This is a genomic window from Streptomyces sp. NPDC003393 (genome assembly GCF_053589015.1).
In genome coordinates this window covers 1-20,837 of sequence record NZ_JBSFRB010000048.1, presented here as the reverse complement: position 1 = coordinate 20,837, position 20,837 = coordinate 1, and the positions used below count along the sequence as shown (strand labels likewise).

Sequence of the window (20,837 nt, the reverse complement as noted above, 5' to 3'; positions counted from 1 at the left end):
CCCCAGCCCCCGATCACGCTTCTCGGCTACGGCGGCCGGCCTGCTGCGGCCGTTGCCCGTCCGGGGCTGCCCGAGACTGCTGCTGCCTAGGACTGTTGCTGCTGATCCGCCGCGATGATCTCGCGGCACTTCTTGACGTCCTCGGCCATCGTCTCGAGCAGGGCGTCGAGCGAGTCGAACTTGGCCTGGCCGCGGACGAAGGCGAGGAAGTCGACGGCGACGTGCAGGCCGTACAGGTCCAGGCCGACGCGGTCGATGGCGTACGCCTCGACGGTGCGCTCGGTTCCGTCGAACTGCGGGTTGGTGCCGACGGAGACGGCGGCCGGCATCGCCTCGCCCTGGGCGTGCAGATAGCCGGCGTAGACGCCGTCCGCGGGGATCGCGGTGTGTGGGAGCGTCTCGACGTTGGCAGTGGGGAAGCCCAGATCACGGCCCCGCTGGGCGCCGCGGACGACCACGCCCTCGACGCGGTGCGGGCGGCCCAGGATCTCCCGGGCGCCCGCGACGTCTCCCTCGGCGACCAGGCGGCGGGTCAGGGTCGACGAGAAGGGCTTCCCGCCGCCCGCCTCACCGCTGACGTAGAGGTCGACGACCTCGACCTCGAAGTCGTAGAGCTTGCCCTGCTCGGCGAGGAACTCCACGTTCCCCGCCGCCTTGTGGCCGAAGCGGAAGTTCGGGCCCTCGACGACCGCCTTGGCGTGCAGCCTGTCGACCAGCACCTTGACGACGAAGTCGGCCGGGGACAGCTTGGAGAACTCGGTGGTGAAGGGCAGCACGAGCACCGCGTCCACACCCAGCTCCGCCATCAGTTCGGCCCGGCGGTGGTGCGGGGCGAGCAGCGGCGGGTGGCTGCCGGGGCGTACCACTTCGCTGGGGTGCGGGTCGAAGGTGACGACGACGGTGGGGACGCCGAGCTGGCGGCCACGGTTCACGGAGTGCTCGATGATGAGCTGGTGTCCGCGGTGGACTCCGTCGTAGGAGCCGATGGTGACGACGCTGCGCCCCCAGTCCTGGGGGATGTCCTCCAAGCCACGCCAGCGCTGCACTGTGACCGCTCCTCGTCGAACCCGTGTCCGTTGTTCCGGTTGCCTTGTTGCGTTGCCGTTTCGGTTGTCCGCAGGTCTAAGGGTGCCATGCCGTGGGTTCCGCGCTCGCATCGGCATCGGCATCGAGGCTGTGACGGGGCGCACGTCCCGGCGCGCGGGACTCAGGCGGGGACGGGCGTGCCCGACAGGCTCTCGAGCGTCCGGCGGGCGCTGGGGCCCACCACCGCGGCCCAGTCCCGCGGGGTCTCGGTCAGCCAGCCGGCCACCCGGAGGGCGAAGCCCGGCAGGCGTCGGCCCAGTTCCATGAGGGCGCGGTCGAAGGCGGCCGCTCCCTCCGGGGTGCGCACCAGGAGCAGGCCGACGCGGTGGACGAGGTCGCGGAGGTCCTCCTCGGCGGTGGGGGCCGCCGCGCGCAGCACCGTGTCGAGCACGGACGGGTCGTCCTCGTGGGCCAGGAGGAAGTCCAGGAGTTCCCGGCGCGATGCGTGTGCGGCCGGGGCCACGGGAGGCCGCCCGGCCGCCCCCGGCGTGTCGGGGGTGGTGCCGGGGCCGGCCAGCACGCCGCCCAGGGCCGCGCGCAGCCGCACCGGACCGTTCTCCAGGAGGCCGGTGACCAGAGAAAACAGCGCCGGTCCGGCCGGCGCGTGGTGCAGGCACCGGCCGACGCACGCGGCCACGTGCCCCGCGATGTCCGGCCGCCGCGTCACCGTCTCGCGGATCAGGGCGGCGACCCGGCGGGCGAGCGCGGGCGTGGTGGCGTCGGCGAGGGCGCGCAGCGCCTCGGTGGCGTCGGCGTCGGGGCCGTGCCGCAGCCGGTCGCCGAAGGCGGCGAGAACCGCGTCCGGGTGCGTCGTCAGGGCGGGGGCCAGCGCGCCGGGGGGCAGGTGCGGGTCGCCGGCCGCGAAGTGCCGCAGTGCTTGTGGCAGGTGGCCGGCGCGGGCGTGCGGATCCCGTACGAGAAGGGCGAGCGCGGCGCCGTGCAGGGCGGCGTCGGAGGGACGGGCGAGCACCGTGCGGGCGGCCCGGCACAGCAGTTCCCGGTCGGTCTCGGTCCGGGCGTGCGGGGCGGTGCGCAGGGCGTGGGCGACGGCCGCGGCCCTCCGGTCGGGACGCTCGTCGTGCGCCCACCGGTCGACGGCCCGGCACAGCGCGGCCGGCTCCTCCTCGGCGAACACGGCCAGCAGTTCCTCGGCACGTCGATGGGCGCTGTCGGCCAGCACCTCGGTGAGGTCGTCCAGGGCGCGGTCGCGGTGCGCGTACAGCAGTGCCTGGGCGGCCGTGGCCACGGTGGCGTGCGGGGCGCCGGGCAGCGGCCGCTCGTCGTCGAACCAGCCGGTCACGTGCGGCTGCACGGCGGCGGGGTCGGCGGCGAGGAGGTGCGCGACGGCGTCGAGATAGCGGTCCGGCGCGGCGCCGGGACGGTGGGAGCGCGGCCGTCGGGGCCCCGGGGACCGCCGATGCGACTCGGGGGTGCTCGGCGGGGCCGTGTCCCGTGGCGCGCCGTCGGCGAGCAGCAGGCGCCGCAGCAGGTCGCAGCGGTCGGCGTCCGGCAGGTGCAGTGCGGTCCAGAAACCGGGGCCGAAGCCGGGTGGCACCGGCAGGTCGCACTGTGTGCGGACCACGATCCGCTCGGCCAGCTGCCGCAGCACACCCGTGTAGGGCGAGGCGTCCGGCACCCGCAGCAGCACACCGGCGAGCAGCCGGGACGCCCACCAGGAGTGCGGGTCGGCGTCCAGGGCACACACCAGCTCCTCCAGCCGGACGGCCAGCCGACGTGTGCCGTGCTGGCGGGCCAGCAGGAGCAGGGCCTGCACGACGGGGCCGATGCGGTGGTGCGGTACGGGCAGCGGACGACACGGCTCGCCGGGGATGTGCCGCCGGTGGACCAGGACCCGCAGGGCCTCGTCCAGGTCGAGGTGGACGCCCTGGATCCAGTCGGCGAGTTCCTGGTGCGCGAAGCGGTAGCCGTCGCCGGCCGGGACGAGCAGGCCCTCGGCGAGGACGGCGGACGCCCAGCCGGTGCCGCCGCCGAGACGGGCGGGCGCCGCACCCCACGGGAACACGGCCTCGAACGTCGCCCGGTCCACCTCTGCCCGGCCCGTTGCCAGGCTGCGGCGGGCGGCCTCGTGCACCTGGCCGGAGACCTTGGCCGCCAGGCGCCGTACGGCCCGGCCGCGCAGGCCGTTCTGCGCGGCCAGACGGACGGCTACGCGCAGGCACATCAGGTCCAGATGGGCCGCGAGGACATCGGCGCGGTCGAGCGGGGGGTGGTCCGCGGAGCCGGGCAGGGCCGCGCGTACCTCCGCGAGCAGCCGGATGGTGAGGGGGTGGCGGGCGTCGGCGTCGACGAGCGCGCCGTCCGGGACGCCGTACCGGTCACGGGCCTCATGGGCCTCGTCGGAGGTGAGGTCGCCGAGGCGCAGGCAGGGCGGGCGGCCGGGGGCGGCGTCGGGGCCATGACCGGCCGGAGCGGCGCCGGGGGGTCCGCCGGCGGTGCCGGGCGCGAGGGGGATGTGGAGCAGGTCCGGTGGGAAGTGCGCCCCGGCGCCCTCCCAGTACTCCTCGCGGCAGGCCACCACCAGCCGCGCTCCCGTGCCGCGCAGCCATCGCGCGGTCCCCTCGGTCCACTCGGCGAGCCGGTGGGCCAGGTCCGAGGGCATCTCCTCGGGGCCGTCGAGGAGGAGCAGCAGCGGCCGGCCGTGGGCGCGGGCGAGACGCGCGACGCGCTCCGGGGTGAGGTCGGTGAGCTGGGTCGGCAGGGGCGCCCGGGCCGCGGCGACGATCCGTGCCGCACGGTCCAGCGCCCGGCCCGCCGCGTCGGCGATCGAGACATCGGCGCCGTCCAGATCGGCCCCGCGCAGCCAGATCGTGGGCGCGGGCGCGTCCCCGCGGGCCCTGCGCCCGGCGTGCGCCTCGAGTTCGGTCGTACGGCCGCTGCCGGGCGCGCCGACGAGTCCGAGCACGAGCGCCGGGCTCTCGCCGAACGCGCCCCACTCGCGGACGACGACCGATCGTTCGACGGGCCGTAGGGACGGACCGGCCGACGTGGAAGCGGGTGGGGCCGATGACGCCGCAGGTGTCGCCGAGACAGGTGGCGCGGGTGGCGCGGCCCCGCCGGCTGCAGGCGGCCGCACGGGCGCCGGTGGGGGGTCCGTCGGCTCGCCGAGGCCCGGGGCGGCGGCCGCCGGGCCCGGAGCCGTCGCCCGGGTGGGACGGGGGTCCGCGGGCGTGTCGGACGAGGACACGGCATGGCCGGGGGGTGAGGAGGGGGCAGCCCAGCGGGGCGCCCGCTGCCGGATCGCCTCGGTGACGGGAGCCGACCGGTCCCCGGCCGCCGACCCGGTGCGGCCGGGCGCGGTGGTGAGCTGATGCAGTCCGATGTCGCTCCGGGAGGGAGCCGGTGACGGGGCATGGTCCGCGAGGGCTCCGTGGGGGCCGTCCTGGCCCACCGAGGTGGCCGTGAGTTCGAGTACGCCCGCCAGGTTGAGGTCGGGGCCGTAGGCGGGGACCGTGGCGGCGTTGCGGGCGAGCAGATCGGCGAGCGGGTGGCCGACCGCGCCGTCCCCCTCCGTCCAAGCGGGGCCGAGGGCTCGTGGACGCAGGGGCACCGCGAAGCCGGTGTCGCGGTGGCCGCTTCGCAGTGCCGTGCCGAGGACGGCGACGACGGTGCCGGTCGCCGGGTCTAGCACCGGTCCCCCGGCCGCCCCGCCGCCCGGCCGGAGCGCGTCCCGACCCGCCGTGCCGATGGCCAGGTCCAGTGCGCCGTCCAGCAGATGGGAGCGGCCCGCGGCCGGGTACGTCACCGGGGCCGTGCCCAGCACCCGGGCCTCGCGCCAGCCGCCGGCCGCGATCCGGACGTACGCGCCGGTGGCGACGCCGTCCCGAACGGTGACGGGCAGCGACTCCAGGCCGAGGCCCTCGGTCCGGACGAGTGCCAGGCCCAGCTCGGGAAGGGGGGTCACGTCGGCGGCGGTCACCACGCAGGACCTTCCGCCGGCCCCCGCGGCGTGGAGCACGAGATGGGCGAGTCCGTCGACGGCCTCGTGGCTGGTGATCACCGTGCCGTGGTGGTCGGCGGCGAAGCCGGTGCCCCGGGGCCGCCCCGCCGGGTCGCGCACCCGGACCAGGGAGGCGTCCGGGAGGCGGTCACGGGCTGCGGAGCCGTCCCGCTGTGCCCTGGTGGCCGCCGGCTCCCCACCGCCGTGGGCCGCGCGGGCCGCGAGGTGCCGCCCGTTACCGTCATCGGGCATCCGCGCCGCCATGGTCCGACCTCCCCGCCCGTGCCCTGGTCCGGCTGTGCCCTCCTCCTGGACGGTGGGCACCGGTTCGACGGTAGGCACCGGAAGATCGGCGGGAAAGATCGCGAGGCGAACGCGCCCCCTCGCACTCCCTCGGTTCACTCCGAGCGCCCGCACGGTCGGGTGAATAGCCGGGGCCGGCTGGACACACCCTAGGGGTGGGGGAACCGAGGGGGGACCGTGGAGCGGCGGCTTGGAACACCCGTGTCCGCCGCTCCACGGGCAGAGCCCACTCGGTACGTCAGCCGAAGACGGCCAGGCTCTTGGCCTTGCCCCGGTGCTCCTCCACGAGCGCGAGGAAACGGCCCTCGGGACCGAACACGGCCACGGCGCCGGCGTCCGCGTACTCCTGCGGCATGTCCAGCCGTACGCCGTTGGTGAGGAGCTTGGCCCGCCGGGCGTCGACGTCCCAGCGCGGGAAGGCGGCCGCGGCGGCCTCGGCGATCGGCATGACGGTCAGCTCCTGCTGGAGCTGGTCCAGCGTCTTCGCGGCGTCCAGCTTGTACGGTCCGACGCGGGTGCGGCGCAGCGCGGTGAGGTGGCCGCCGACGCCGAGGTCGGCGCCCAGATCGCGGGCGAGGGCGCGGATGTAGGTGCCGGAGGAGCAGACCACCGACACGACGAGGTCGAGCACGGGGGTGCCGTCCTCGGCCACGGCGTCGCGGACGTCGTACACCGTGAACGACGAGACCGTCACCGGGCGGGCCGGGATGTCGAACTCCTCGCCCTCCCTGGCCCGCTTGTACGACCGCACACCGTTGATCTTGATGGCGCTGACCCGGGACGGCACCTGCATGATGTCGCCGGTCAGCTTGGCGATGGCGGTGTCGACGGCCTCCCGGGTGACCTTGGAGGCGTCGACGGAGGAGGTGATCTCCCCCTCGGCGTCGTCGGTGACCGTGTTCTGGCCGAGCCGGACGGTGCCGAGGTACTCCTTCTCGGTCAGCGCGAGGTGGCCGAGGAGCTTGGTGGCCTTCTCCACTCCGAGGACGAGCACGCCGGTCGCCATCGGGTCGAGGGTGCCGGCGTGGCCGACGCGGCGGGTCCCCGCGATCCCGCGCATCTTGGCGACGACGTCGTGCGAAGTGAAGCCCGACGGCTTGTCGACGATGACGAGGCCGTCGGGCGGGGTGGGCTTGCTGGTCATGCGGTGGTGTCGTCCGTCTCGTCGGTGTCGTCCTCGGAGCCCGGCTTCCGGTAGGGGTCGGCTCCCCCGGCGTACGAGGCGCCCGCGGACGCCTCGCGCACCTTGGCGTCGGACTGCCGGGCCTTGTCGAGGAGGTCCTCGATGGTCCGGGCGGTGTCCGGCAGAGCGTCCGCGACGAAGGTGAGGGTCGGGGTGAACTTCACTCCGGCGGCCCGGCCGACCTCGGAGCGCAGGATGCCCTTGGCGCTCTCCAGGCCGGCGGCGGCGGCCTTGCGCTCCTCGTCGTCGCCGTAGACCGTGTAGAAGACGGTCGCCTCCCGCAGGTCACCCGTGACCCGGGTGTCCGTGATGGTGACGTGCGAGCCGAGCCGCGGGTCCTTGATCCCGCGCTGCAGCTTCTGGGCCACCACCTCTCGGATGAGGTCCGCCAGCCTTTTCGCCCGCGCGTTGTCGGCCACTGGTCCGTCTCCCGTTCTTTCCTGTCATCGTGCTGTGGTCTGGTCGTCGGTGGTCAGTCGTCCTCGCCGTGGAAGCGCCGCCTGACGGACAGCAGCTCCACCTCGGGGCGGCCGGCGACCAGCCGTTCGCATCGGTCGAGTACGTCTGTGAGGTGCGCCGCGTCGCCGGAGACCGCGGCGAGACCGATGATCGCTCGCCGGTAGAGGTCCATGTGGTCCACCTCCGCCGCGCTCACCGCGTACCTGCGCTGGAGCTCGGCGACGATCGGGCGGACGACGGAACGCTTCTCCTTCAGCGAGTGGACGTCGCCGAGGAGCAGGTCGAAGGACAGAGTCCCCACGTACATGTGTGCAACCGGTTCACCCGCCGGTACGGGATCGATGGCCCCTTCAGCCGTGCGGCCGGGGACATCAAGAAACGGTACCGCCTACCTGCCGGAGGCTCGACAGGGTTTCGGCGCCGCGGCCGTTGCCGGGGGTGCGCCCCGGCAACGGCCGACCGGCCGGCGGAAGGGTTCCGCCGGCCGGCCGGTACCGGGGCGTCACGCCCGCGGCTTCTCGCGCATCTCGTACGTCGCGATGACGTCGTCGACCTTGATGTCGTTGAAGTTGCCGAGGTTGATACCGCCCTCGAACCCTTCGCGGATCTCGGTGACGTCGTCCTTGAAGCGACGCAGGCCCTCGATGGTGAGGTTCTCCGCGACGACCTTGCCGTCGCGCAGCAGTCGGGCCTTGGTGTTCCGCCTGACCTCGCCGGAGCGGATGATGACACCCGCGATGTTGCCCAGCTTGGACGACTTGAAGACCTCGCGGATCTCCGCCGTACCGAGCTCGACCTCCTCGAACTCCGGCTTGAGCATGCCCTTGAGGGCCGCCTCGATCTCCTCGATCGCCTGGTAGATGACCGAGTAGTAGCGGACGTCCACACCCTCGCGCTCGGCCATCTGCTGTGCCCGCCCGGCGGCGCGCACGTTGAAGCCGATCACGATGGCGTCGGAGCCCATGGCCAGGTCGATGTCGGACTCCGTGACCGCACCGACGCCGCGGTGCAGGACGCGGATGTCGACCTCTTCGCCGACGTCCAGCTGGAGCAGCGAGGACTCCAGCGCCTCGACCGAACCGGAAGCGTCGCCCTTGATGATCAGGTTCAGCTGCTGGACCTCGCCGGCCTTCAGCACCTTGTCCAGGTCCTCCAGCGACACGCGGCGCGTGCGCTTGGCGAACGCGGCGTTCCGCTCGCGGGCGGCGCGCTTCTCCGCGATCTGGCGGGCCGTACGGTCCTCCTCGACCACGAGGAAGTTGTCGCCCGCACCCGGGACGTTGGTCAGGCCCAGGACCTGGACCGGCGTCGACGGGCCCGCCTCGGCGACGTTGTTGCCGTTGTCGTCGAGCATGGCGCGGACTCGGCCGTAGGCGTCGCCGACGACCATGGTGTCGCCCACGCGGAGCGTGCCGCGCTGGACGAGGACCGTGGACACGGCACCACGGCCGCGGTCCAGACGGGACTCGATCGCGATGCCCTGTGCGTCCTGGTTGGGGTTCGCACGCAGGTCCAGCGCCGCGTCCGCGGTGAGGACGACGGCCTCCAGAAGGCTGTCGATGTGCAGACCCTGCTTGGCGGAGATGTCGACGAACATGGTGTCGCCGCCGTACTCCTCGGCCACCAGGCCGTACTCGGTCAGCTGACCGCGCACCTTGGTCGGGTCCGCGCCCTCGACGTCGATCTTGTTGACCGCGACCACGATCGGCACGTCGGCCGCCTTGGCGTGGTTCAGCGCCTCGACCGTCTGCGGCATGACGCCGTCGTTGGCCGCGACGACCAGGATGGCGATGTCCGTCGACTTCGCACCGCGGGCACGCATGGCGGTGAACGCCTCGTGACCCGGGGTGTCGATGAAGGTGATCGCCCGGCCCTCGCCGTTGACCTCGGTCGCGACCTGGTAGGCACCGATGTGCTGGGTGATGCCGCCGGCCTCGCCCGCGATGACGTTCGTCTTGCGGATCGCGTCGAGCAGTCGGGTCTTACCGTGGTCGACGTGACCCATGACGGTCACCACCGGCGGACGGACGACCAGGTCCTCCTCGGTGCCCTCGTCCTCGCCGAACTCGATGTCGAAGGACTCCAGCAGCTCGCGGTCCTCCTCCTCCGGGCTGACGATCTGAACGGTGTAGTTCATCTCGCCGGCCAGGAGCTGGAGCGTCTCGTCGGAGACGGACTGCGTGGCCGTGACCATCTCGCCCAGGTTCATCATGACCGCGACGAGCGACGCCGGGTTGGCGTTGATCTTCTCCGCGAAGTCGGTGAGCGACGCACCGCGCGACAGGCGAATGGTCTCGCCGTTGCCGCGAGGCAGCATCACGCCGCCGACCGACGGGGCCTGCATGGCCTCGTACTCCTGACGGCGCTGCCGCTTCGACTTGCGGCCACGCCGGGCCGGACCGCCGGGACGGCCGAAGGCGCCCTGCGTGCCACCACGGCCACCGGGACCACCCGGACGACCGCCGAAGCCGGGACGGCCACCGCCGCCACCGAAGCCACCGGGGCCGCCGCCACCGGGACGGCCGGCGAAGCCGCCGCCACCGCCCGGACGACCGCCGCCACCACCGGGACGGCCGGCGAAGCCGCCGCCACCGCCCGGACGACCGCCACCGCCGGGCCGGCCGCCTCCGGCCGGGCCTCGGCCGCCACCGGGGCCGGGACGCGGGCCGGCAGCGGGACGCTGCGGCATCATGCCGGGGTTGGGACGCGGACCGGCCGGGCCGGGACGCGGGCCACCCTGCGGACGGGGCATCGAGCCCGGAGTCGGGCGCTGACCGCCCGGAGCCTGCGGACGCGGACCGCCGCCCTGGGCGCCGGGCGCCTGCGGACGGGGACCGGCGCCGGGACCACCGGGCCGCGAGCCCTGCGGACGGGGCGCCTGCGGGCGCGCCATGCCGGTGGAGCCACCGGAGGTGAAGGGGTTGTTGCCCGGGCGCGGACCGGCCGGACGGGCACCGGGACGCGCGCCCTGGCCCGAACGCGGGGCGCCCTGGCCGGGACGGGCCGCCTGGCCCTGGCCGCCGGGGCGGCCGCCACCGGGCCTGGGGGCACCGGGACGGGCACCGGGCCGCGGACCCTGAGCGGCGGCCGGGGACGGAGCCGACGGCGGAGCGGTGAACTCCGGGGTGGTCGGCGTCGCCGGGGCCGGACGCGGCGCGGGCTTGGGGCCCGGCACCGGACGCGGGCCCGGGGCCGGCGCGGAGGGAGCCGCGGACGGCTGCGCCGCGGCGGGCTTGGGCGCGGCCGGCGGCTTCGGGGCAGCCGGACGCTCCCCCGTCGGCTTGGCGCCCTGGGGGGTACCCCCGGCCTGCGCCGGGCTCGGCGCGGCGGGCCTGGGGGCGGCCTTCCTGGGGGCACCCGGCTTCGCGGCGGACCTGCCGCCACCGTTGCCCTGCTGGAAGGCGTCAGTCAGTTTGCGTACTACAGGCGCCTCGATCGTCGAGGACGCCGATCGGACGAATTCACCGAGTTCCTGGAGCTTGGCCATGACGACCTTGCTCTCCACACCGAACTCCTTGGCGAGTTCGTAGACCCGGACCTTAGCCACTTCGCTCCTTTGAGGTCCGGGTTGCGGCCGGACCGTCGCTAGTTCATGGGCGTACTCATCGCGTACTCATCGAGTGCTCATCGCAATCTCGACCTGCTTTCGACTCGCGAGGTACCAGGCCGCACGGGGTTCCGTACGACACGTCTTTCCTACCGTGTTGCCTGCTCGGCAACTGTTGCCCGCTCGACGTACCGGCGCAACGCCTTTGTGTCGAGCGCTCCCGGGGCGCGCAGCGCCCGCGTGAACGCCCGGCGACGCACCGCCTGATCGAGACAGACCAGGGCGGGGTGTACATACGCACCCCGGCCGGGCAGCGTACCGCGAGGATCAGGGACGCACGCGTCCTCGATCGCCACGATGCGCAGCAGATCCGTCTTGGCCGCTCGTTCCCGGCACCCCACACAGGTGCGTTCAGGGCATGCTCGGGCATCGGTCCGGCCAGACACTGCTAAGTCTACCTCCCCGTACGCACCTCACCCCTTTGGGGCAGGAATCGAACGGTTGTTGTTGTGACGGTGAGAGCACTGTGCGGTCCGGATCTATTCCCGGACCGCACAGGTCGATCGACCCGTCCGGCGTGCCCGCTCGGCGGTTCCGGCCGCTGCGGCCCGGTGGTTCCGGCCCGCCGGCTACTCGGCGGCCTGCTCCGTGTCGGGCCGGATGTCGATGCGCCAGCCGGTGAGCCGGGCCGCGAGGCGGGCGTTCTGACCCTCCTTGCCGATCGCCAGCGACAGCTGGTAGTCGGGCACGGTCACCCGGGCCGACCGGGCCGCCATGTCCACGACCTCCACCTTGGAGACCCGGGCCGGGGACAGCGCGTTCGCCACCATCTCGGCCGGGTCGTCCGACCAGTCGACGATGTCGATCTTCTCTCCGTTCAGCTCGCCCATGACGTTGCGCACCCGGCCGCCCATGGGGCCGATGCAGGCGCCCTTGGCGTTCAGGCCGGAACGGGTCGAGCGCACGGCGATCTTCGTGCGGTGACCGGCCTCACGGGCGATCGCGGCGATCTCCACGGAGCCGTCCGCGATCTCCGGCACCTCCAGGGCGAAGAGCTTCTTCACCAGGTTGGGGTGCGTCCGCGAGAGCGTCACCGAGGGGCCGCGCACGCCCTTGGCCACCCGGACGACATACGACCGCAGGCGCATGCCGTGCGGGTACGTCTCGCCGGGAACCTGCTCCTGCACCGGCAGGATGGCCTCCAGCTTGCCGATGTCGACGAGCACGTTCTTCGGGTCACGGCCCTGCTGGACCACTCCGGTGACGATGTCACCCTCGCGCCCGGCGTACTCACCGAGCGTCGCGTCGTCCTCGGCGTCGCGCAGCCGCTGCAGGATGACCTGCTTGGCGGTGGTGGCGGCGATGCGGCCGAAACCGGACGGGGTGTCGTCGAACTCCCGGGGCTCCTGCCCCTCCTCGAGGTCCTCGGGGTCCTCCTTCGCCCACACGGTCACATGCCCGGTGTCCCGGTTGAGCTCCACGCGCGCGTGGCGGCGGCTTCCCTCGGTGCGGTGGTAGGCGATGAGGAGGGCCGACTCGATCGCCTCGACGAGCAGGTCGAAGGAGATCTCCTTCTCCCGGACCAAGCCCCGCAGGGCGCTCATGTCGATGTCCACGGCTACGCCTCCTCCTCTTCCTTCATGTCCTTCTTGTCCTTGCGGTTGAACTCGACCTGCACGCGCGCCCTGGTCACGTCCGGGAAGCCGAGTCTGCGGGTGGTGGCCTTGCGGCCCTTGACACCGGGCACTTCGAGGTCGAGGCCTTCGTCGTCGACCTTCAGGATCCTGGCCACCAGCTCGCCGCCCTCGGCCAGCTGGAACTTCACCAGCCGGCCGGTGGCGCGCAGGTAGTGCCGGTGTTCGGTGAGGAGGCGCTCCGCGCCCGGGGTGCCGACCTCGAGGGTGTACTCCCCCTCGCCCATCGCGTCCGCGTCGTCGAGCTTCGCCGAGAGCGCGCGGCTCACATCGGCGATCTGGTCCAGGTCGGCTCCGGTGTCGGAGTCGACGACGACGCGCAGCACTCGCTTGCGTCCGACGGAGTCCACGGCGATCTCTTCGAGATCCAGGCCCTGGGATGCGACGAGCGGTTCCAGCAGTTCTCGCAGCCTCTCGCTCTGGGTGGTGCTCATCCGGGTGACTCCTCGGCCGCGTGTGCTGTTGTGGGATGGTCGCGTGTCTGGTCAAAGGGTATCGGGTTCCAGGGGGTGTTGCCGTCCACCTGGCCAGGGGTGGTGCCGCTGAGTCCCGCCCGCGGGGCGCGCGGGTACGGTGATCACGGGCAAGGGGCCGTGCGACGGTCCCACCTGCCCTTCCCGGTCCGTTCCGTACGACCTGAGGACGTCTGCCGTGCCGTTCCCCTCACTCCCGCGCGCCGCCGCCGGGCCGCGCAGAAGGAGCCTGCTCGCCTCGGCGGCGGGCGGCGCCCTGCTCGTGGGCTGCTCCGCCGGAGCCCTCGCGGGCTGCTCCGCCGGGGGCGACGACTCCGGCGGGGCGGACAGCGGTCCGTCGCCCGCGGACCGGGTCCGGGCGGGCGCGGCCCGCGACAGCGACGGGCTGGTGCGGCGGTACGACGCCGTGCTCGCCGCTCATCCGGCCCTCGCGCGGCGGCTGCTGCCGCTGCGGGCGGAGGTGGTGCGGCACGTGGCCGCCTTCGGCGGGGCCGGGCCGGAGTCGGCCACTCGGCCGCCCACCGCGTCGTCCACGGCGGGCACGTCCTCGCCGGGGCCCTCCGGGACGCAGGGGATCGAGGCGGCGGCCGGAGCGGAGGGGTCCTCCGGGCCTTCCGCCACTCCCGCGTCGTCGTCCGCCGTGCCCGCGAAGCCGCGGGACGCCCTCACCGAACTCGCCGCCGCCGAGCGGTCGTTGGCCGATCGGCGGACGGCGGCGCTGCTGGACGTGCCGGGCGAGCTGGCGCGGCTGCTGGCCTCGGTGGCGGCGGCCGGGGCGGTGCACGCGTATCTGCTGACGAACGAGGACGACGGGAACCGGGACGAGTGAGCGCGGCGACGCAACAGCAGGTCGAGGCACTCCAGGCGGCGCTGGCCGCGGAGCACGCGGCCGTGTACAGCTACGGCGTGGTCGGCGGCCGGATCGGCAGGCAGCGGCGCGCGGACGCCCGGGCGGCGTACGACGCCCACCGGGCGCGGCGGGACGCGCTGGTGCGCGAGGTCCGGGACCTGGGCGCCCGGCCGGTGGCCGCGGCGGCCGGTTACGCGCTGCCGTTCCCGGTGCCGGACTCGGCCGCGGCGGTCCGGTTCGCCGCCGAGCTGGAGGACCGGGTGGCCGGGGTCTACTCCGACCTGGTGCGGGCCTGCGACGGCGAGCGGCGGCGCGAGGCCGCCGGGGCGCTGCGGGAGGCGGCGGTCCGGGCGGTGCGCTGGCGCGGTGGGAGCGTAGCCTTCCCTGGTCTCGCCGAACGGGCGGGGGCCGGTTCGGCGTCGTCCGGCAGCCCGTCGGCGACCCCGGCGCGGTGAGACGGGCGGGCGGCGCACGCAGGCGATGCAGGAGGCGCCCCGGCGCACGGCGACAAGGAGACGCGTTCCCGCGCGCACGCGTGGCGGACGGCGGTCCAGGAAGGAACGACTCGCGCATGGTTCTCGAACCGCCGCAGCGGCTGGTGCGGGCGCTCGGTGAGACGGCGCCGGACGGTGACGACTGGCTGGAGAAGCTGCCCGGGATCGCGGGGCAGGCCGTCGCGGCCGGCGAGTTGACCGCCGAGCGGGTGCAGGTGCCCGGCGGGCGCAGCAGTCTGGTGGTCCTGGTCCGCAGGGCGGACGGGACGCCCGCGGTGCTGAAGCTGGCTCCGCCCCGGTTCCGCCCGGAGAGCGAGCGGGCCGCCTTGGAGCATTGGGGCGGCCGGGGCGTGGTGCAGCTTCTGGCGGCGGACCTGGGCGAAGGGGCGCTGCTGCTGGAGCGGCTGCACCCGGACGTCTCCGTCCGGTCGCTGCCGGAGTCGCGGGCGCTGCTGGAAGCGGCGGGCACGCTCCGCAGGCTGTGGGTGGCGCCCCCAACGGGGGAGCAGGCGCACCCCTTCGAGACGGTCGAGGAGCGCACCGGGCGGCAGGCCCGGGCGATGCGGACGAGCGTGCGACCGGGCGACGAGGCCGCACCACTGGTCGACGCGGCGCTCGCGGCCCGTGAGGAGTTGCTGGCCGCGCCGCCCGAGCGGCTGCTGCTGCACGGCACGTTCCGGCAGAGCAAGGTGCTGGCCGGCGACCGGATGCCGTGGCTGGCCGTGGGTCCCGATCCGGTGGTCGGCGAGTCCGCCTTCGACCTGGCCCGGCTGGTCCGCGACCGGGTGGAGGACCTGATCGCCTCGCCGTCCGGGCCGGCCACCACCCGGCGCCGGATCAAGCGCCTGGCGGAGTCCCTGGAGGTCGACCGGGACCGGCTGCGGGGATGGACCCTGTTCCGGGCGGTGGAGTCGGGGGTGCGGGCCCGCCGGGTGGGTCGCCGGAAGGACGCGGAACTGCTGCTGGAGTTCGCGTCCTGGCTGTGAGTCCGGGGCCGGTGTCGCCGCGGGGCCTGCCCGCGGCGACACCGGTCGCCCGACGCGACCGAGGCGTCAGGCGGTGAGGCGGGCGATGGCCTCGGCCACCGGGAGTTCCTCGCGTGCGCCGGTGCGGCGGTCCTTCAGTTCCACGACGCCCTCGCCCGAGCGCCGGCCGGCCACCAGGATCTGCGGGACGCCGATCAGCTCGGCGTCGGTGAACTTCACGCCCGGGGAGACACCGGCGCGGTCGTCGACGAGGACGCGGACACCGGCGGCGGCCAGCTTCTGCGACACCTCGAGCGCCAGCTCGGTCTGCAGGGCCTTGCCGGCGGCGACCACGTGCACGTCGGCCGGGGCGACCTCCTTGGGCCAGACCAGGCCGTGCTCGTCCGCGTGCTGCTCGGCGAGGGCGGCGACCGCGCGGGAGACGCCGATGCCGTAGGAGCCCATGGTGACCCGGACGGGCTTGCCGTTCTGGCCGAGGACGTCGAGCTTGAGGGCGTCGGTGTACTTGCGGCCGAGCTGGAAGATGTGGCCGATCTCGATGGCGCGGTCCAGCTTGAGGCCGGTGCCGCACTTCGGGCAGGGGTCGCCGTCCTGCACGACCACGACGTCCACGTACTCGTCGACCTCGAAGTCACGCCCGGCGACCACGTTCTTCGCGTGCGTGTGCTCCTTGTTGGCGCCGGTGATCCACGCGGTGCCCGGCGCGACGCGCGGGTCGGCCACGTACTTCACCTTGGCCAGGCCCTGCGGGCCGACGTACCCGCGGACCAGGTCGGCGCGGCCGGCGAAGTCCTCCTCGGTGACCATCTCGACCACGGCCGGGGCGAAGTGCGCCTCGAGCTTGCCCATGTCGACCTCGCGGTCGCCGGGCACGCCGACGGCGACGATCTCGTCGTCCACCTTGACCAGGAGGTTCTTCAGGGTCGCGGAGGCGGGGACGCCGAGGGAGGCGGCCAGCGTCTCGATGGTGGGGGTGTCGGGGGTCGGGATGTCCTCGGCGGCGGGCACGCCGGAGGCGTCGACGGGCTTCACCTCGTACGTGATCGCCTCGGTGTTGGCGGCGAAGTCGCCGTTGGGACAGTCGGCGAAAACGTCCTCACCGGCCTCTGCGGGGGCGAGGAACTCCTCGGACTTCGAGCCGCCCATCGCGCCCGCCGTGGCCGCGACGATGCGGTAGTCCAGGCCAAGACGCGCGAAGATGCGCTGGTAGGCCTGGCGGTGCAGGGCGTAGGACTCGGCGAGGCCTTCGTCGGCGAGGTCGAAGGAGTAGGAGTCCTTCATCAGGAACTCCCGGCCGCGCAGGATGCCGGCGCGCGGCCGGGCCTCGTCCCGGTACTTGCTCTGGATCTGGTAGAGGATGACCGGCAGGTCCTTGTAGGAGGACGCCTGGTCCTTCACCAGCAGGGTGAAGATCTCCTCGTGGGTGGGGCCGAGGAGGTAGTCGCCGCCCTTGCGGTCCTTCAGGCGGAACAGCTCGCCGCCGTACTCGTCCCAGCGGCCGGTCGCCTCGTAGGGCTCCCGGGGCAGCAGGGCCGGCAGCAGCACCTCCTGAGCGCCGATCGCGTCCATCTCCTCGCGGACGATCCGCTCGACGTTCGCGAGGACCTTCTTGCCCAGCGGCAGCCAGCTCCAGACGCCCGCGGCGGTGCGGCGGACGTACCCGGCGCGGACCAGCAGCTTGTGGCTGAGGACCTCGGCGTCCGCCGGGTCGTCGCGCAGCGTCTTCGCCATCAACTGGGACATGCGCTGGACCGGTGCGTTCGCCATCGTTCTCGTACTCCTGCCGGATGCGGGTCCCCCGCTCGAGCGGCGCCCTGAGTGGGGGAAGGTGATGGCTAGGAGGTTAGCCGGGTGGGCTGCGGCGGTGGAAATCCGTTTCGGTCCGGTCGCGACAGGACCTAACCGCCGGCGCCCGTCCGGCGGCGCAGCGGCAGCGGGGCGCCCATCACGGCGTAGGGCTTCGGCGCGCTGGGGAAGTAGACCTGCCGGGCCAGGTCCGTGTAGCCGAGGGAGTGGTAGAGGCCGCGGGCCGGGCTGTCGGTGTCGATCGCGGAGAGGATCGAACGGGGCTCGTCGGCGGTGTCGGTGATGGCGGTGATCAGAGCGCGCCCGATGCCGCGGTTCTGGTACCGGGGGTGGACGTGCAGTTCGGTGATGACGAAGGAGTCGTCGAGCCAGTCCGCGTGGCCGTGGGCGCGCAGGTACGGCTCGACGACGGTGGACCACCAGTGGGTGCGGTCGTTGGGCATGCCGTAGACGAACCCGGCGAGCCGCCCGTCGGCGGTGGTGGCGCCCAGCGCGCGGGCGCCCGGGCAGGCCATGTGGCGCAGCACGATCTGCCGGCGTACGGCGACCTCGTCGGGGCCGAGTCCGAAGGCGACGGCCTGCACGGCGAGCGCCTCGTCGACACGGGCCGGGAGGTCGAGCGGTCCGATCACGACGTCGTCGGGGCGGTGGAGGCCGTGACCGGGAAAGTGCACCATGCCGGGGAGACTACCCGGCTCGCACCGGCCCCAGAACAGCGCGACGGCGCCCGGCCGGATCAGCCGGCACCGGGGCCCTCGCCCACGGCGGGGACGGGCCGCCCCGGTTCAGAACAGCACGCTCGTGAACGCCCCGACCTCCTGGAAGCCCACGCGCTGGTAGGTCCGCCGGGCCGCCGTGTTGAAGTCGTTGACGTACAGGCTGACCACCGGGGCGACGTCGGCCAGGGCGTAGCGCAGCACCGCCGCCATGCCGGGGGCCGCGAGGCCTTGCCCCCGGTACTCCGGGGCGACCCAGACACCCTGGATCTGGCAGGCCCGGTCGGTCGCCGCGCCGATCTCCGCCTTGAACATGACCCTGCCGTGCTCGTCGAGGCGGGCGAACGCGCGGCCGGAGCCGACGAGTTCGGCGACCCGGGCCTGGTAGAGCAGTCCGCCGTCACCGGCGAGCGGCGAGACGCCGACCTCCTCGGTGAACATCGCCACGCAGGCCGGCATGATCGTCTCCATCTCGTCCTTGCGGACGCGGCGGACGAAGGGGTCCGGGGCGATGTCGGCCGGCATGCGGTCGGTGACCATGAGCGGCTGGTGGGCGCGCACCTCGCGGGCGGGACCCCAACTGGGTTCGAGCAGCCGCCACAGCTGGGTGGTGGGTTCGGCGGGGCCGACGATGGACGAGCAGCGGCGGCCGGCGCGCCGGGCGCGGTCGGCGAAGGCGCGTACGGCGCGCGGGGTGGCGCAGAGCGGGACGAGGTTGGCGCCCGCGTAGCACAGGGACGTCAGCAGGCCGTCCTCGTACCAGCCCCACATCTCGCCGCCGAGCCGCCAGGGGTCGAGACCGGCGACCTGGACCCGGGACAGCACGAAGGCGTTCGCGACCGGCTCGCGATCGAGGACGGCGAGCGCCGCGTCCAGGTCGCTCGGTTCGAGCACCCGTGAGGTGGTCTGGGTCAACACGTGTGGGGGCCTCATGCTGGGATTCCGCTGGTCTCCGCACTGTACCTGGGGAATCCGGGCGGCGCCGCCCCCGGGGATGCCGGGCCCACAGGCCCTGAAATGCACGATTCATGCCGGTCTGGGTACCAGTCTGTCAGGTGCGGGATCGGTCAGGCGCGGCTCTGCGGATTGTGGTGATCACGGTGGCATCTCGCCGGACGACGGTCCGGGACGACGAGGAGGTCGGGCCCATGAGCGCGACGAGCGCGGCACTGGACCCCGACTTCCCCCTCGCGGTCCTGCGCGACCTGGGCACCGGTGTCATCACCATCGACAACGAGGGCCGCATCACGTACGCCAATCCCTGGGCCGAGCGACTGCTGGACCGGTCGGCGGAGCAGATGCTCGGCGAGGACGCCCACGACCTGCTGCACCGCCGCCTCGACGGCGGCCGGGTGCCGCGCGAGCAGTGCCTGATGCCGGTCCGCGAGGATGACGAAGAGGCCACGCAGCAGGGCAGCGAGGAGTACTTCCTGCGCGGCGACGGCACGACCGTGCCGATCATCTGGTCGACCACTCCCCTGCTGTTCCGGGGCCGCCGGGCCGGGCTGGTGGTCGTCTTCAACGACTTCAGTGTGTATCGCGCGGCGGAGGAGCAGGCCGCCGCCCACACCGCGGCTCTGGAGGCGCTGACGGCCCGGCTGAACCTGCTGGCGGACGTCTCCTCGGTCCTGATGTCCACCCTGGACGCCTCCGGGCGGATGCGCCGGCTGCTGCAGATGCTGGTTCCGGGGCTGGGCGACTGGGCGGCGGTGGCCCTGTGCTCCGAGCGGACCGGGACGCTGGAGCGGGTCGCCGTGCGCTCTCCCGTGCATCCGCGCCGGGCCCGGCGACTGGAGACGGCGCTGCCGCTGCTGTCGTCCGCTTCCCGCGAGGCGGTGAAGCGCGTCATCGCGGCCGGCGAGCCCGTGCTGCTGACGCCCGGGCAACTGCGGGACCCGCAGGCCCCGCTCGCCGCGACACACGGAAAGCTGTTCGAACGGCTCGGCGGTCACACGGCTGTGGTGGTCCCGCTGTGCGCCCGCCGGAACCGCTACGGGATGCTGACCGTGGGGCGCGCCGGGGACTCGCCCGCCCCGGCCGAGGCCGAGATCCGGCTGCTCGCCGACATCGGCCGCCGGGTGGGGCTGGTGCTGGACAACGCCCGGCTCTACCAGGAGCAGCGGAACGTCGCCGAGACCATGCAGCGCCAACTGCTGGCACCGCTGCCGCAGGTGGACCACCTGCGGATGGCGGCCCGCTATCTGCCCGCGCAGCGCACGATGGAGATCGGCGGCGACTGGTACGACGCGTTCCTGCTCGCCGAGGGGGTGATGGCCCTGGTGATCGGCGACGTGGTCGGCCACGATCTGCAGGCCGCCGCCCACATGGCGGAGGTGCGCAACATGCTGCGCGCACTGGCGTGGGACCACCAGAAGCCCCCCAGCCTGATCATGTGCCGTCTGGACGAGGCGGTGACGAACACCAGTGACGCGCCCATGGCCACGCTCGTCTTCGCGCGGATCGAGGGTCCCGAGGGCGGCCCGTGGCGGCTGAACTGGGTCAACGCCGGGCATCCGCCGCCGCTGCTGGTGACCCGGGACGGCGACACCCGGTTCCTGACCGCCGGGCACGGCCCGCTGATCGGGATGAGCGCCACTCTGCACCTGGGCCTGAGCTGGCCGGACGCCTACGAGTACCTTCCGCCCGAGTCCACGCTGCTGCTCTACACCGACGGTCTGGTGGAGAGCCGCGGCCGGCCCATCGACCTGGGCATGGCCAGGCTCCGCCACCACGCGTCCATGCTGGGCCGGCGGCTGAGCGGGAAGACGGTGGACGACTTCTGCGACGCGCTGCTGGAGCGCATCAAGCCCAGCGGCGACGACGCGGCCCTGCTCGCACTGCGACTGCCGGCGAGGGGGGCGGGCGCTCCCGGCGACCAGAGTCCGCCGCCTCCTCCCCAGTCGCCGTTCACCAGTCCGGCCACTCCGGACCGGGCCGCCCCCGGCTCCGTCCAGGAGGACGCTCCGGTGCAGGACCCGACGCGGCGAGCGCGGGAGGAGTGAGCATCCCGGGGAACGGCGCGAGGCACGCACTCGCCCTGTGGGGCCGTTACGGGCGTGACCCGTCAGACCCCTGTCACGACGACAGGGCCCGCGGCCGTACGACGCGGGTCCACGGCCGCGTACGCGGCTCAGCCCGCGACCGAGACCTCCGGCTCGCCGGAGGCCACGCCGTCGGCCTCCATCTGCTCGGCGATCTTCATGGCCTCCTCGATCAGGGTCTCCACGATCTTCGACTCGGGGACGGTCTTGATGACCTCGCCCTTGACGAAGATCTGCCCCT

The 20,837-nt window shown here is 73.9% G+C and carries 16 protein-coding genes and 1 pseudogene; 4 read left to right on the top strand and 13 right to left on the bottom strand.

Annotated elements, in window-relative coordinates; translation table 11 throughout:
• Positions 1-86 precede the first annotated feature (86 nt).
• The 9 genes from ACWDUZ_RS32945 to rimP form a co-directional block, all read right to left on the bottom strand.
• Positions 87-1,046 (bottom strand): bifunctional riboflavin kinase/FAD synthetase, encoded by a 960-nt coding sequence (locus tag ACWDUZ_RS32945; RefSeq protein ID WP_451635475.1) that lies wholly within the window; start codon positions 1,044-1,046, stop codon positions 87-89.
• Between the two features lie 161 nt (positions 1,047-1,207).
• Positions 1,208-5,296: a trypsin-like peptidase domain-containing protein gene (locus ACWDUZ_RS32940; RefSeq protein ID WP_451635474.1), complete on the bottom strand. Its 4,089-nt coding sequence runs from the start codon at positions 5,294-5,296 to the stop codon at positions 1,208-1,210.
• Positions 5,297-5,585: 289 nt separating this feature from the next.
• On the bottom strand, positions 5,586-6,491 hold the full coding sequence (gene truB, locus ACWDUZ_RS32935; protein ID WP_451635473.1) for a tRNA pseudouridine(55) synthase TruB: 906 nt from the start codon (positions 6,489-6,491) through the stop codon (positions 5,586-5,588).
• On the bottom strand, positions 6,488-6,949 hold the full coding sequence (gene rbfA, locus ACWDUZ_RS32930; RefSeq protein ID WP_451635472.1) for a 30S ribosome-binding factor RbfA: 462 nt from the start codon (positions 6,947-6,949) through the stop codon (positions 6,488-6,490). The genes truB and rbfA overlap by 4 nt, the downstream gene beginning before the upstream one ends.
• Positions 6,950-7,002: 53 nt before the next feature.
• Positions 7,003-7,296 (bottom strand): DUF503 domain-containing protein, encoded by a 294-nt coding sequence (locus tag ACWDUZ_RS32925; RefSeq protein WP_451635471.1) that lies wholly within the window; start codon positions 7,294-7,296, stop codon positions 7,003-7,005.
• Between the two features lie 195 nt (positions 7,297-7,491).
• Complete coding sequence (infB, locus tag ACWDUZ_RS32920; RefSeq protein WP_451635470.1) at positions 7,492-10,536, bottom strand: translation initiation factor IF-2; 3,045 nt, start codon at positions 10,534-10,536, stop codon at positions 7,492-7,494.
• A 149-nt stretch (positions 10,537-10,685) separates the two neighbouring features.
• A complete protein-coding gene (locus tag ACWDUZ_RS32915) occupies positions 10,686-10,982 on the bottom strand; it encodes a YlxR family protein (protein ID WP_451635469.1) in 297 nt (98 codons plus the stop codon).
• Between the two features lie 183 nt (positions 10,983-11,165).
• Complete coding sequence (gene nusA, locus ACWDUZ_RS32910) at positions 11,166-12,152, bottom strand: transcription termination factor NusA (RefSeq protein ID WP_451635468.1); 987 nt, start codon at positions 12,150-12,152, stop codon at positions 11,166-11,168.
• A 2-nt stretch (positions 12,153-12,154) separates the two neighbouring features.
• Positions 12,155-12,664: a ribosome maturation factor RimP gene (rimP, locus tag ACWDUZ_RS32905; RefSeq protein ID WP_451635467.1), complete on the bottom strand. Its 510-nt coding sequence runs from the start codon at positions 12,662-12,664 to the stop codon at positions 12,155-12,157.
• A 217-nt stretch (positions 12,665-12,881) separates the two neighbouring features.
• On the opposite strand from rimP, the gene ACWDUZ_RS32900 reads away from it, so the two are divergent.
• From ACWDUZ_RS32900 to ACWDUZ_RS32890, 3 genes are all read left to right on the top strand, one after another.
• Positions 12,882-13,532 (top strand): hypothetical protein, encoded by a 651-nt coding sequence (locus ACWDUZ_RS32900; protein WP_451635466.1) that lies wholly within the window; start codon positions 12,882-12,884, stop codon positions 13,530-13,532.
• On the top strand, positions 13,529-14,008 hold the full coding sequence (locus ACWDUZ_RS32895) for a ferritin-like domain-containing protein (protein WP_451635465.1): 480 nt from the start codon (positions 13,529-13,531) through the stop codon (positions 14,006-14,008). Before ACWDUZ_RS32900 ends, ACWDUZ_RS32895 begins: the two co-directional genes overlap by 4 nt.
• Before the next feature lie 116 nt (positions 14,009-14,124).
• Complete coding sequence (locus ACWDUZ_RS32890; RefSeq protein ID WP_451635464.1) at positions 14,125-15,033, top strand: aminoglycoside phosphotransferase family protein; 909 nt, start codon at positions 14,125-14,127, stop codon at positions 15,031-15,033.
• A 66-nt stretch (positions 15,034-15,099) separates the two neighbouring features.
• Here the strand turns inward: ACWDUZ_RS32890 and ACWDUZ_RS32885 are convergent, their stop codons facing one another.
• From ACWDUZ_RS32885 to ACWDUZ_RS32875, 3 genes are all read right to left on the bottom strand, one after another.
• On the bottom strand, positions 15,100-16,800 hold the full coding sequence (locus ACWDUZ_RS32885) for a proline--tRNA ligase (RefSeq protein WP_451635463.1): 1,701 nt from the start codon (positions 16,798-16,800) through the stop codon (positions 15,100-15,102).
• A gap of 131 nt (positions 16,801-16,931) precedes the next feature.
• The gene (locus ACWDUZ_RS32880) at positions 16,932-17,516 is read right to left on the bottom strand and encodes a GNAT family N-acetyltransferase (protein ID WP_451635462.1); all 585 of its coding nucleotides are present in this window, start codon (positions 17,514-17,516) and stop codon (positions 16,932-16,934) included.
• Between the two features lie 108 nt (positions 17,517-17,624).
• Positions 17,625-18,473 carry a GNAT family N-acetyltransferase gene (locus ACWDUZ_RS32875; protein WP_451635461.1) on the bottom strand — a complete coding sequence of 283 codons (849 nt, stop codon included), beginning with the start codon at positions 18,471-18,473 and terminating at the stop codon, positions 17,625-17,627.
• A gap of 230 nt (positions 18,474-18,703) precedes the next feature.
• Here ACWDUZ_RS32875 and ACWDUZ_RS32870 point away from each other — a divergent pair, with 230 nt between their 5' ends.
• Positions 18,704-20,557: a SpoIIE family protein phosphatase gene (locus ACWDUZ_RS32870; protein WP_451635460.1), complete on the top strand. Its 1,854-nt coding sequence runs from the start codon at positions 18,704-18,706 to the stop codon at positions 20,555-20,557.
• Positions 20,558-20,685: 128 nt separating this feature from the next.
• Here the strand turns inward: ACWDUZ_RS32870 and ACWDUZ_RS32865 are convergent.
• Positions 20,686-20,837, bottom strand: a pseudogene (locus ACWDUZ_RS32865) (flavodoxin-dependent (E)-4-hydroxy-3-methylbut-2-enyl-diphosphate synthase); the annotation flags it as partial.